At 43.5% G+C, this 13,230-nt stretch carries 12 protein-coding genes and 1 tRNA gene; 5 read left to right on the plus strand and 8 right to left on the minus strand.

Annotated elements, in window-relative coordinates; genetic code table 11:
• Positions 1 to 1,152: 1,152 nt before the first annotated feature.
• From A7D14_RS07765 to A7D14_RS19640, 5 genes are all read left to right on the plus strand, one after another.
• Positions 1,153 to 1,500, plus strand: coding sequence for a plasmid mobilization protein (locus tag A7D14_RS07765; RefSeq protein WP_067032387.1), 348 nt, complete (start codon positions 1,153 to 1,155; stop codon positions 1,498 to 1,500).
• The gene (locus tag A7D14_RS07770; RefSeq protein WP_067032390.1) at positions 1,490 to 2,539 is read left to right on the plus strand and encodes a relaxase/mobilization nuclease domain-containing protein; all 1,050 of its coding nucleotides are present in this window, start codon (positions 1,490 to 1,492) and stop codon (positions 2,537 to 2,539) included. Before A7D14_RS07765 ends, A7D14_RS07770 begins: the two co-directional genes overlap by 11 nt.
• An 11-nt stretch (positions 2,540 to 2,550) precedes the next feature.
• Positions 2,551 to 2,856, plus strand: coding sequence for a hypothetical protein (locus tag A7D14_RS07775; protein WP_067032393.1), 306 nt, complete (start codon positions 2,551 to 2,553; stop codon positions 2,854 to 2,856).
• A 120-nt stretch (positions 2,857 to 2,976) separates the two neighbouring features.
• Positions 2,977 to 3,150 carry a hypothetical protein gene (locus A7D14_RS20015; protein ID WP_176712387.1) on the plus strand — a complete coding sequence of 58 codons (174 nt, stop codon included), beginning with the start codon at positions 2,977 to 2,979 and terminating at the stop codon, positions 3,148 to 3,150.
• The gene (locus A7D14_RS19640; protein WP_083158026.1) at positions 3,147 to 4,763 is read left to right on the plus strand and encodes a recombinase family protein; all 1,617 of its coding nucleotides are present in this window, start codon (positions 3,147 to 3,149) and stop codon (positions 4,761 to 4,763) included. Before A7D14_RS20015 ends, A7D14_RS19640 begins: the two co-directional genes overlap by 4 nt.
• Here the strand turns inward: A7D14_RS19640 and A7D14_RS07785 are convergent.
• The 8 genes from A7D14_RS07785 to A7D14_RS07820 form a co-directional block, all read right to left on the minus strand.
• Positions 4,717 to 4,790 (minus strand) — tRNA-Arg (locus A7D14_RS07785). The two genes, A7D14_RS19640 and A7D14_RS07785, sit on opposite strands and share 47 nt — an antisense overlap.
• Before the next feature lie 54 nt (positions 4,791 to 4,844).
• Positions 4,845 to 5,294, minus strand: coding sequence for a GatB/YqeY domain-containing protein (locus A7D14_RS07790; protein WP_067032399.1), 450 nt, complete (start codon positions 5,292 to 5,294; stop codon positions 4,845 to 4,847).
• A gap of 102 nt (positions 5,295 to 5,396) precedes the next feature.
• Positions 5,397 to 7,379, minus strand: a complete 1,983-nt coding sequence (ftsZ, locus tag A7D14_RS07795; RefSeq protein ID WP_067032402.1) for a cell division protein FtsZ — start codon at positions 7,377 to 7,379, stop codon at positions 5,397 to 5,399.
• A gap of 47 nt (positions 7,380 to 7,426) precedes the next feature.
• Positions 7,427 to 8,755 carry a cell division protein FtsA gene (gene ftsA / locus A7D14_RS07800; RefSeq protein ID WP_067032405.1) on the minus strand — a complete coding sequence of 443 codons (1,329 nt, stop codon included), beginning with the start codon at positions 8,753 to 8,755 and terminating at the stop codon, positions 7,427 to 7,429.
• A 3-nt stretch (positions 8,756 to 8,758) separates the two neighbouring features.
• Positions 8,759 to 9,478 (minus strand): cell division protein FtsQ/DivIB, encoded by a 720-nt coding sequence (locus A7D14_RS07805; RefSeq protein ID WP_067032409.1) that lies wholly within the window; start codon positions 9,476 to 9,478, stop codon positions 8,759 to 8,761.
• Positions 9,468 to 10,817, minus strand: a complete 1,350-nt coding sequence (gene murC, locus A7D14_RS07810; RefSeq protein ID WP_067032412.1) for a UDP-N-acetylmuramate--L-alanine ligase — start codon at positions 10,815 to 10,817, stop codon at positions 9,468 to 9,470. The genes A7D14_RS07805 and murC overlap by 11 nt, the downstream gene beginning before the upstream one ends.
• Positions 10,818 to 10,947: 130 nt before the next feature.
• On the minus strand, positions 10,948 to 12,036 hold the full coding sequence (gene murG / locus A7D14_RS07815) for an undecaprenyldiphospho-muramoylpentapeptide beta-N-acetylglucosaminyltransferase (RefSeq protein ID WP_067032416.1): 1,089 nt from the start codon (positions 12,034 to 12,036) through the stop codon (positions 10,948 to 10,950).
• A complete protein-coding gene (locus A7D14_RS07820) occupies positions 12,023 to 13,228 on the minus strand; it encodes an FtsW/RodA/SpoVE family cell cycle protein (RefSeq protein ID WP_067032419.1) in 1,206 nt (401 codons plus the stop codon). Before A7D14_RS07820 ends, murG begins: the two co-directional genes overlap by 14 nt.
• Between the last annotated feature and the right edge of the window lie 2 nt (positions 13,229 to 13,230).

A 13,230-nucleotide genomic window follows, 5' to 3' on the forward strand; every position in this document is an offset into this window, starting at 1 on the left:
TGAATAAAGTCAAGTTGCTAATATAATTCTTCTATTACTTCAACTTTTGAATTTGGTGCTCTTTCCTTCCTTTGAGTATTACTCTTTTAACCAATTTACGGTTTTACAATATTTTTTTGTCATTGTTGAAGTTGAAAGGCCTCCCCTTTCAACCCAGATTTTCAACATCCTAGGGGACGTGCATAAACGCAAGAGGTCGAAAAAATTCACCTTCTTGCATTATATTTAAAAACTCCTTACATCCCATCAAATTGGCCACTACCTATTAATGAACCACTACATTTTTGGTTTGAGAGGGGCACTCCCGTTGGGCGCTTATTGTGGAAAGGGAGAAAGAAGAAAAGGTTGGATGTTTCTTGGATTCCCCCAATGTTATAATTCCCCTATTCTTAGGACAATAATGGTTAAAAATAAGTTTAATGATGATTTTGAAAGCCAATGGACCTTTTCAAAAATGTCCCAAAAGATGTAAGCATATATATTCATACAATCATACAATCATACAATCATACAATCATACATTTAAATGATTACATACACAAAGGAAATGGATATAAGTAAAATGCATGTTAACAATCAAAGTCAATGATATGTTGGGGGAATGGTACTTTTATCCCTTCCCATTTTTGGTTCATAACAGACATTAAAATTGGATTGGGTAAAGCAAACTGGGGCAAGTCCCGAAAAGTTGAGACCTATCTATCGGGTTTAATTAATTGGACAATCAAGCTTTTCAGCCTGTTCGAAATGGTTCTGCTCACACCATTATCCAAAGAAAGAAATAAGTTTTTATGATATCTTGTTTAGATAACCCATACCTAAGATATCTGCCCCTTTAGTAGGTTTAAAATTAAGATTTGGTGCAATGGGCCAAATATGCCAAGGACTACGTGGATAGGTAACCATTGGGCATTTTCTCTCCCTTTCCATAGATACTCATTGCTACGATTCCGTACAAGTTTTGTTTTCCCATTCTGAAAATATACTACATGGATTTACCGTACATAACATCTTGTACTGCAAAGTAGGTTCCCCTAAATAAATGATAATAGGTTTGTTCTCAGAGGTCACGAAGCAAGTTGTGTTTTTGTAAACAAAAACTGCGCACTTCGTTTGCAAGTGACCTTTTGAACAATACCAAAACCATAGAAAATGGCAAGACCTAAAAAGGACATATCAAAACAAAGGACGATTGTCATCGCCTTTAGAGTTTCACAAAGTGAATACATTATCATTACCAATAATGCAGAGGCCATTGGGCTGTCCGTTGCCCAGTATATCCGAAGAAAATGTACTGGAAAATCCTTGCCGAATAAAAAGGTGGATCCGTTGGACCGGAAACTTTTTGTCGAGCTGAGCAGGGTGGGAAACAACCTGAACCAACTTGCCAGGGTCTCGAACTCATGTATCCGTGCCCCGTTCAATATTCATAAACAATTGGAGGAGGTAAAAATGTTGTTGCAACAGCTCAAATCAAATATCACCAACAATGATAGGTAAGATAGCCATAGGAAAGGATTTTTACGGTGTTCTTGCCTACAATGAAAAGAAGGTGAGCGAAGGTGTAGGACATGTGATCGATTCCAATATTGAACATTCCACAGCGGTAAACATGACACAGGAATTCAATTTGATCAGGCATTTGCGTCCGGGACTTGGGAATGCGGTATTCCATGTTTCCTTGAACCTGCCATACTCAGATCGATTGAACGATAAAGAATTTGCTTCATTGGGATGCGACTATCTGATGAAAATGGGTTTCGATAACAACCAGTTCATCATGTACCGCCATACGGACACGAAGCACGAGCACATCCATATCGTGGCCAACAGGGTCAGTTATTCGGGCAGATCGGCAAGTGACAGCAACATTAAAAGAAGGAGCCGGGAGGTGATCAATGATCTGGAAAAGAAATATGGGCTGACCCAAATTTCTGCAAAGAACAGTCTCAAAAAACCACTTACCCGGAAAGAGATCGAGAAAACCCTGAGAACGGGTAATCTGCCTATCAAACTGATACTTCAGAAGAGGATCGGTTCGGTAATTTCAAGGGCAACGGATACAACGGAATTTATCAAGTTGCTACAAGAGCAAAATATATCGCCAAGATTCAACATAAGCAAAACCACGGGCAGGGTCTCGGGCATATCGTTCAACTATCAAGGCATAGTGTACAAAGGCAGTACGCTCGGCAAAAAATATTCATGGAACAATATCGTAAAACAAATCGATTATGGGCAAGACAGAGACCGTACAGTTATACTATCGACTAATGGAAAAGAACGGGGAACTGATAGATCTGGTGAAGGAAGCCATGGAGCGACAATCAGGCCTGTACCAAGAAGTGAGGGAGTTGAAAAAGGCACTGAAGATCCTGCTCAACAATCAAAAGGTCATGTGGGAGAAATTAAGGGAAATGGAATGACCGGGTCTGTGGCAAATGAAACGGATTGGACCCCTTTCAAGCTGGAACTCAATGACCATGTTGCGAGGAAAAAGTCCAAAAGAAAGAAGAAAAGGAAAGGGCTGGGCCTGTAGAACTTGAACTTATGAAAGATAACAACAAGCAGGAACATTCAGGATTGTCCCCCTCTGAGATCCAGGTATTGGAAATGGTACGCAGCAAAAGGTTCCTGTCCATCAAAGTGATCATCAAAAATGGGGAGGTGGATGCCATTGAAGGTCTGGAACGATTGGACACAGGAGAGCGTATCATCGATATGTTGAAACAACATGATTTTCAAAATCTGGAGATCAAACAAAGTAATGGTAAGATTGTCTGTGTGAACAGGATCTTTAGAAAAAAGATCGACCCCTGTCGCAAAAACCAAAAGTTGTTGACCGACAACTCATAAGTATGGAATAAAACAATGGTCCCACAAGGGACCAGATCGATTAAAAAAGGTAAATTAAAGCCTGCTTTACAAATACGGTAGTGACCTTCAAGATTCAGGAGCTATTGCTATTTATAGGAAATGTCAAACCCGATAATCGAGCTAAAGCGGAAAAACAGAACATTCAACAGTACATGGCTCAAGACTTATAAAGGTTTTGAGGATTGCCCGGAGGAAGAAGCGAAAAAGGTCGTGGAACAGCTCAGGGAACTCGCCGACATAGTTTGCCGCCATGTCCAAAAAGGGAACACATGAACTTAGAGGTATTCAGTCAATTTGCGAAAAAGGAAAAAGGAAGGATCATAGGAAAGAACAACACGGCGGTCATCTACACCCGTGTTTCCAGTAAGGAGCAATTTGACAACAATGCCAGCCTGACAACACAACTCAAATATTGCCAAGAATATGCAATTCGAAAGGAATTGGAAGTATTGGAATATTTTGGGGGAACCTATGAATCCGCAAAGAGCGATGAGCGTAGGGAGTTCCAAAGGATGCTCAGCTATGTCAAAAGGAGAAAGAACATCGGCTATATCATCGTCTATTCCTATGATAGGTTTTCCAGAACGGGTGCGAACGGTGCCTACATCAGCGAACAGTTAAAAAAGCAGGGGGTTGCCGTTATTTCGGCCACCCAGGAAATCGATGTGACCACGAGTGCGGGTACGTTCCAGGAAAACCTGTACCACATGTTCTCCCACTTCGACAACCAGATCCGTAGGGACAAATCCATTACGGGAATGCGGGAAAAACTGCGAAGGGGCCATTGGACCGGTGCCTATCCATTTGGATACACCAATACGAATCCCGGAAAAGGGAAGATTCCGAATTTTGTGATCTCGGAGGAAGGAAGATTATTAAAACAGGCTTTTTTATGGAAGGCAAATTCCAACATGTCACATGTCGAGATTGCAAAACGACTTAAAGACAAGGGCCTGGACATACATGCAAAAAGATTGACGGACCTTTTTAGAAACCCCTTCTATTGTGGGCTTATCGTGAACAGTCTTATTCCCGGTGAAGTGATCCAGGGGAAACACGAGGCCCTCATATCGAAAGAAATGTTCCTTAAGATCCACAATCTCCTCCATGCAGGTGAACCACCGAAGAAATATTCGTTCGATGACGAAAACCTGCCATTGAAGATGTTTGTCAGATCTTCGGTCTGTGGAACACCCTACACTGGATATATCGTGAAGAAAAAAGGCCTGTACTATTACAAGAACAGGCGTAAGGGCAGCAAGGAGAACAGAAGTGCCAATAAGTTCCATAAAGAGTTCCTGAACGTATTGGGCAGGTATACACTAGCCGACAAAAAGTATATCGAGCCATTGGCCGATATCATACACGATACCTTGATCGATAAAAACCAGGAGGCACTTGAGGACCAAAAGCGGTTGACCAAAGAACTCGGCCAACTTAAAGAAAGGATGGACACATTGGAGAGAAGATATGTCTTGCTGAACGAGATCACAAAGTCCCAGTACGACCTTTTCATGCCGGAACTGAAAGCCAAAAAAAGGGAACTGGAGGTGAAAATGGAAAATGGGGGAATAAATAGTTCGAACCTCAAAAAGTCTGTAAAATTGGCACTCGATTACGCTTGTAACCTACCATCACTGTGGAAGTTAGGGGATTTGGAAACAAAAAGGTCCATACAATATATGGTGTTCCCCGACGGGATTGGGTATGACTTCAAAAACAAGCAAGTTCGAATTTTTCGGGTCAATGAGATTTTTGGCGCAATCTCTTTGTTCACAGGGGATTTGAAGGGCAAAGAAAAAGGGGACTTCCACTCGATTTGCAGAAAATCCCCTTTAGTGACCGCGGAAGGATTCGAACCCTCAACCCTCAGAGCCGAAATCTGATATTCTATCCAGTTGAACTACGCGGCCTTTATCTCGCTCCATTATCCCAAAAGGTCATCCGGAGCACTTCAATATGTATTTTTATGAACTCAATTTTGCTTTAACAATGGTGGAAATGGTCTTTCCATCGGCCTGTCCAGCCAATTCCTTGGAGACAATGCCCATTACCTTTCCCATATCTTGCATTCCAGAAGCTCCAACCGAGTCAATGGTTTGCACCACTACTTTCTCAATTTCTTCTTCAGTGAGCTGCTCGGGTAAAAACTTTTCAATCACCGCCACTTGCGCCAATTCCGGCTCCGCCAAATCTTCCCTGCCTTGCTGCTGGTAAATCGCTGCACTGTCCTTGCGCTGTTTTACCAATTTCTGAACCAACTTCACCTCATCCTCTTCAGACAGCTCGGTACCCACTTTTTCTGTTTTTGCCAATAAAATGGCAGATTTAATGGCTCGCAATGATTCCAAGGCAACAGTGTCCTTCGCCTTCATTGCGGCTTTCATTTCGGTCATTACCTTTTCCTGCAAACCCATTACTGAATATTTTGGGCTGCGAAGATAAAAAATAAACCCGAAAGTCTCTTAACTATCGGGCTTATGCTTTCCATTAAAAAATGGATTTCAATTTAAACACTACTAATCAACATTATCGTGCAAAAAAGAGTTGTTGGAACGCAGTTGTAAATCATCATTGCTGTCCTCACTCAATGTAGTCCTGGATACTTTTTGCTCTTTTGGGACATCGTTCAAGTCCACCCCTTGGCGCTTGTATGCAGGTTGTTTTTCTATCTCGTCTATGCTGTTCCTGTTGTTCTGGAACTTGTAGTTGAAATTTTTCAATTTTTTGCGACGCTCATCTGCGCGTTCTTTCAACAATTCACTAATTGAGCTGTTGAACGGGTCTATATTTTGGGAATCTCCCTCACCTTCGTTGGAGGCTTCCATTTTGATGGTCTTCTTCTCAAAAACCAACTCATTCTCCACCAATTTGGGCTCGTGGGTCTCCGCTTTGGATTTTGCTCCGGTGAGTTTGTTCTCCAACTCCATGTACTCTTCCAGATTGTAGCGGGTCTCCCCTTCCTTCTTGTATTCCAAAACAGGCTTCACCTCTACATATTCGTTCACATTGACGTCCCCAATACCATCATCCAAATTAAAGGTGACGGTATGCTCTTTTTCATCTTCTTCCTCTTCAACTTCACTGTTCAGGGGCATATCAAAACTCAAGGTAATCTGATCCTCTTTGGCCTTTGGCGAAACCACTTCTGGGTCCACTACCTCAATGTCATTGATGATGTTCTTTGCTTCTATGATGATGAAATCGTCCTCAACATTCTCCGCAACCACTTCCTCATAGAACACATTAAAGTTTCTGATGTAGTTTGTAGTTGGAATAAGGTCGGTTTCTGGCTCCTCCTTTTGTGGTTGTACCTGTGCCTTAGGTTCAATTTCTTCTTCTGACGTGTCCAAGGTGTGCTTTACTATGGTGGGTTCTTGGGGTTGTACCGGTTGTTTCTCAACCTTTACCTCTTGTACCGATGTGGCCTCAGGGGTCAAATCCTGCTCCGCAGTCTGTTCGTCTTCCAAGGTGTAAAACACTTTTTTGGATTCCGTGTTGACGATATTGTCTTGCTGGTCTACATTAAAACCTGTAGCAATGACGGTTACCGCAATGGCTTCGCCCAAACTTTCATCTTCACCCACCCCCATGATGATGTTGGCGCCGTGACCGGCCTCAATCTGGATATGGTCATTGATCTCTCCGATCTCATCAATAGTAATTTCTTGCGCTCCAGAAACAATGAGCAAAAGTACATTCTTGGCCCCATTGATTTTGTTATCGTTCAACAAGGGGGAATCCAAGGCCTTCATAATGGCCTCGTTTGCCCTAGAAGAACCTGTTGCGGTTGCAGAACCCATAATGGCGGTTCCGCTATTGGAAAGTACCGTTTTGGCATCCCTAAGGTCAATATTCTGTGTGTAGTGGTGCGTAATTACCTCTGCAATTCCCCGTGCAGCAGTGGCCAAAACTTCATCCGCTTTAGAGAATCCGGCCTTAAACCCAAGATTGCCGTAAACTTCGCGCAGTTTGTTATTGTTGATGACTATCAACGAATCCACATTGGCCCGTAATTTTTCTATCCCCAACTGTGCCTGTTTGTTCCGCATGGCTCCTTCAAACTGAAAAGGAATGGTAACGATTCCCACCGTAAGGACGTCCATTTCCTTGGCCAATTTGGCGATGACCGGGGCCGCTCCCGTACCGGTTCCCCCACCCATTCCAGCAGTGATAAAAGCCATTTTGGTGGTATTTTCCATCATAGCCTTTATATCTTCCATACTTTCCAATGCGGCCTGCTCCCCAATTTCAGGATTGGCTCCCGCACCCAGTCCCTCAGTCAACGATACCCCCAATTGGATTTTGTTGGGCACCGGGCTGTTCTGTAGGGCTTGTGCGTCTGTGTTACAGATTACGAAGTCCACTCCATTGATTCCTGCTTGGAACATGTGGTTGATGGCATTGCTTCCTCCACCTCCAACTCCGATTACTTTTATTACGTTGCTCTTGTTCTTGGGCAGATCAAAAGCGATGTTATCAAATTCGGCGTTCTTACTCATGACGGTTCTTTTTCTTTTACGGGGTTATACTCTGCTTATGTATGGGGTTATTCTGCGTTGTCCAAAAAGTCTTTCAACTTCTCGGACCATTTATCAAAAATTGATTTTCGTTCTTTATCGGAATTAGCACTTGAAGGACCGCCCATATTTTCTTGGCCCACCAATACCTTTTCCTCTTCGGGAACATGCTCTTCCTCATCAATGACTTGCTTGCCTGTGGATTCCAAGGCATTCATCAACAGACCAACTGCCGTTGCATAGAGCGGACTAGCCACTTCCTCATCTGAATCTCCTGCCAAGTGCTCATTGGGATAACCAATACGGGTATCCATACCTGTGATATACTCCACCAATTGCTTAAGGTGTTTCAGTTGGCTTCCACCACCGGTCAACACAATCCCTGCAATCAGTTTTTTCTTTTGATCTTCGTGCCCATAGTTCTTGATTTCGACATACACCTGCTCCACAATCTCCACTACTCTTGCATGGATGATCTTGGAAAGGTTCTTCAATGTGATCTCTTTGGGTTCACGGCCACGCAATCCGGGAATGGAGACAATCTCATTGTCCTTGTTTTCACCGGGCCATGCGGAACCAAATTTTATTTTGAGGAGTTCGGCCTGTTTCTCAATAATGGAACAACCTTCCTTAATGTCTTCGGTAATCACATTACCACCAAATGGGATAACGGCGGTATGACGGATGATACCATCTTTAAAAATGGCCAAATCCGTGGTACCACCACCTATATCGATCAAGGCGACACCAGCTTCTTTTTCCTCCTGACTTAGAACAGCATCGGCTGAAGCCAAGGGCTCCAAGGTAATGTTGCCCAAATCCAATCCGGCGCTTTTAATGCACCTTCCAATGTTTTTGATGGATGATACCTGGCCCACAACCACATGGAAATTGGCTTCCAATCGGCCACCGTACATGCCTTTGGGTTGTTTTATTTCGGTTTGCCCGTCCACTTTGTATTCCTGTGGCAGTACATGGATGATTTCCTCTCCGGGAAGCATCACCAATTTGTACACCTGGTTACAAAGTCGGTCCAAGTCCTCATTATTGATCACCTCTTCAGAATCTGGTCTGGTAATGTAATCGCTGTGGTGAAGGCTTCGGATATGTTGACCTGCAATGCCCACCACCACGGAACCAATCTTTAGACCCGAATTGACTTCGGCCTGTTCCACGGCTTGCTGAATAGAGGAAATGGTCTGCGTAATATTGTTGACCACCCCACGATGTACGCCCAGACTTTTGGACTTTCCGGTTCCTAAAATCTCAATCTTTCCATACTCATTTTCCCTACCTATGATCGCTACAATCTTGGTAGTTCCAATATCCAATCCAACTGAATAATTACCCTGTTCCATACGTTATATTTTGGTGCAAACCACTTGATTGTTGAACTCTAAACTCACTATTGCATAATCTGCCAACGACAGATCTTTGGATGCCTTGGCATAAAATGCCATAAAATTTTTGAACTTCTCATTAAGGTTTTCCACTCCTCCAAGATTTACCACAAAGTTTTCCATTCGGAACCTCAACTGGTACTTGCCCTCTTTCACAATGTGTATGCCGATGACATTTTTCCGAAGAAAATCGTCCCCGTTGATATAGTTCAAAATAACATAAGCGTCCTCCAAGGTTTTTCCCGTAACCTCACCCGTGATGATGGGAACCCTGGCCGAATGGTGCTTTGACAAAGGCATGCGTTCTCCCAAATCATCCAAATAAAATTTAGAGATTCCCTCTACTCTCCCAATCGGTTTACGCTGAACAATTTTGGAGACAAGTTCCCCGTTTACAGTAAGATAGACCTGGGCGTTTTTAACCATAGCATTGGATTGGATTACCTCCTCTATGGTATTCAAAACTAACTGTTCTTTGGCCCTATTTTTTACCGGTCCGTAATTTTGTATTAACAATTTATTAACCGCATCCTCAGTAAGGTACAAGTTATTGTCGCCCACAAATTTAACGGTCATTCCTTCCACTTTTTTCTGCTTGCTCCGTTGATCGGCAAAGCCATACAATGCAATTACCGCCACGGACAAACAAGCCAATTTTATGTAATCCCAATTAACTCGCATACGCCAATTCTTTTTTGATTTTTGGTACTTCCATTCCAATATCACCCGCTCCCAAAGCCACCAAAACTCCTGTTTTACAATGCTTTATCTCCTCTATCAATTTTGATTTTGAAATCAATTTTTTGTGGGGGTTCTCTATTTTTTCCAACAGCCATTCCGAGGTAATTCCTTCAATGGGTTCCTCCCTCGCCGGATAGATTTCCAAAAGGATGATCATATCAAATTGGGACAGACTTTTGGCAAAATCATCTGCAAAATCCCGGGTTCTAGAAAACAAGTGCGGCTGAAAAATCACTGTGATTTTTTCACCGGGATGCATTTCCCGGATGGCTTGGTAAACGGCATTGATTTCTGTTGGGTGATGGGCATAATCATCAATAAAAACAAAGTCCTTTTCTTTGATTTGGTATGAAAATCTTCGCTGCACCCCTTTAAAACTCTCCAAAGCCTTGGCAAGGCGGTGTGGTGGGCAGCCCGTTTCCACCGCCATTGCAAAAGCGACTAATCCATTGAGCAAATTGTGCCTTCCGGGCTTGTTGAAACGCACTTGTTTCAATACCTCCAAAGGCGTTACGAGATCAAATACGTAGGTCCCTTGTTCAACTTCTATATGTTCAATTCGGTAGTCCGAACCATCTTCAATGCCAAATGTGATTCCCTCCAACGGCAATCCTTTTTTCACAAAAAGTTTTCCCCCAGGTTTTATTTTTTCAGTAAAATCCCTGAATGATTGTTCCAATTCTTCCTTGGTGCCGTAAATATCCAAATGGTCGGCATCCATGGAAGTGATACAGGCCACATTGGGCGAAAGTCGCAAAAAGGAGCGATCAAATTCATCGGCCTCCACCACGGAATACTCCGTTCCTTCCAGCACAAAATTGCTATTGAAATCCTCCGAAACACCACCCAAAAATGCCGTGAATGGAACATTGCACTCCTTCAACAAGTGGGCTAAAATGCTGGATGTTGTCGTTTTGCCATGGGTGCCTGCCACTGCAAAGCAAAAGGTATCTTTTGTAATGATGCCCAACACTTCGGACCGTTTTTTAATCTCAAAACCATTGTTCTTGAAAAATTGCAGTTCCGAATGGACTGCCGGCACCGCAGGTGTGTATACCACAAGGGTTCCTGATTGTTTGAAAGCCTCAGGAACCTTATCCACAGCATCCTCAAAATGCACTGAAATGCCTTTTTCTTCCAAACCGTTGGTGATGGGTGTGGGAGTGCGATCATATCCAGCGACCTCTTTTCCCATAAATTTGAAATAGCGGGCCAAGGCGGACATACCAATACCTCCGATACCAATAAAATAGACGCTATGGATGTCCTTTATGTTCATACTTGTGGATTGTCAGTTCGAGCGCAGTCGAGAACAAAATCCACAACACCAAGCACCTCTCGACTGCCTGCACATCCGGCAGGCGGGTGCTCGAGGTGACATATTCCAGAATTTTGCATACTCTTTTGCATCACTTCAACAATTTTTCAATTTCATCAACAATATGTTCCGTGGCCTTGGGCATGGCCATTTTTTTGATGTTTGTTCCGAGTTTGCTTTGCATTTCCTTGGAATCCATCAAATCGGAAAAGCATTTCTCGAATTCACTATCCAGTTCGGTTTCCCTTAGCATAATGGCTGCATCTTTGGCCACCAAAGCTTTTGCATTTTGGGTCTGATGGTCTTCGGCCACATTGGGTGATGGGATAAAAGTCACCGGTTTGCCCACCAAGCACAATTCCGATACCGAACCAGCTCCTGCTCGGGAAATAATCACATCCGCCGCGGCATAGGCCAAATCCATTTGGTTGACAAAGGCCAACACCTTCACTGAGTTAGAATCATGCTTTTTGTACTCATCATAGTAGAGCTTGCCACACTGCCAAAGCACTTGCAACCCCCTATTTTCAAAGAAACTGAGTTCCTTTTCAATCAATTGGTTGATGCGTCTGGCTCCCAGACTACCTCCCAAAACCAAGACGGTCTTTTTACTTTCATCCAAACCAAAGAAATCAAGAGCCTCTTTTTTGTCCGATTTCAAATCCACCAAATCCATTCGGATAGGGTTTCCGGTCTTCACAATCTTTTCCTTTGGAAAAAATCGCTCCATACCATCATACGCAACACATATTTTCTGGGCTCTACTGGCCAATAGTTTGTTGGTGATTCCGGCAAAGGAATTCTGTTCTTGCAGCACACATGGAATCCCTGCCCCAGCCGCCATTCGCAACAATGGGCCACTGGCAAAGCCTCCCGTCCCGATGGCTACATCGGGTTGAAATTGCCTTACTATTTTGCGTGCCTCTATCAAACTACTCATCAGTTTAAAAGGAAACATGAGATTTTTCAATGTCAGTTTCCGTTGTATTCCACTTATCCACAGGCCTTTTATTTTGTATCCTGCCTGCGGTACTTTTTCCATTTCCATTTTATCCTTGGCACCGACGAACAAAAACTCAGCGTTTGGGTGCCTTCGCTTCAATTCGTTGGCTATGGCTATGGCCGGATAAATATGTCCACCCGTACCTCCTCCAGAAAGTATAAACCTAAATTTGTCCACTCAGTACTTCTAAAGGATTGGTTTCATCTATGTCATAGGATTGCTCCTCTAAATTCTCTTTTTTGTTGCTGGCACTCAGTACAATTCCGATAGCCATACAGGTCATCCAAATGGATGTTCCTCCCATACTGATCAAAGGCAACGGTTGTCCCGTAACGGGAAACAATTGCACCACCACGGCCATATTGATAAAAGCCTGGAAAACGATGGGCAAGCCCACCCCAATGACCAATAATTTTGAAAAAACGGTCTTGGCCGAATGGGCCACCACCACTATCCGAAAAAGCAATAACAGATAGAAAAACAAGAGTGCTCCTCCACCCAACAGCCCATATTCTTCAATAATGATGGCAAAAATGAAATCCGAAGTACTCTGCGACAACAAATTCTTCATTACACTCTTTCCTGCACCTTTCCCTACGATTCCTCCTTCGGCAATGGCAATCTGAGCCAAGGTTAATTGATGCAAATCGTCTTTGTCTGCTTGCTCTGGATGAATAAAGGTCTCTATCCTTGATTTCCATGTTCCGGCTCTATCGGGCAGCACCTCCGGTGCCTTGAACAGCACAAACAGGAACATTCCTGCCAGCACAATGCCCACTCCAACCATGGAGAACAAATATTTTAGGGGATAGCCTCCCAAAAAGCAAAGCACCAACACCAAGAAACAGATGATGGCCGCGGTTGAAAAGTTCTCGGGCAAAATCAACAGTACCACCAGAGCCGTGGGTAACCAAAGGGGCAAAATACTTTCTTTGAAGGTAATCTGAACATCCTTGATCTTCGTCAAATAGCGGGCTATCCAAATCATCAGCACCACCGAAGCCAAAGTCGAGGTCTGAAAATTGACCCCTACAAAAGGAATCTTAATCCACCGATTGGCCGTAACACCGCCAATTTCCGTTTCCACGGTCAAGGTGTAGCCCAGCAAAAGCAGCACAATGGGCATGGCAATAATGGAAAGTCCCTTAAAATAATGGGTAGGTATACGGTGTACGGCATAAATGATCCCGAAGCCCAAAAACAAGAGCACGGCATGTTTCACCAAATGGCCAAACGTGGTACCGTCGTCATTAACGTACACCAAATTGGTACTTGCGCTATAGACCGGCAAAAATGAGAAAAGGGCCAAAAGGGCCACGACGCCCCAAATGGCTTTGTCTCCTTTCAAATTTTTGAATAGTGCCAACACGG

Origin of the sequence: Allomuricauda sp. CP2A, from assembly GCF_001683915.1 — a bacterium.
Taxonomy (GTDB): domain Bacteria; phylum Bacteroidota; class Bacteroidia; order Flavobacteriales; family Flavobacteriaceae; genus Flagellimonas.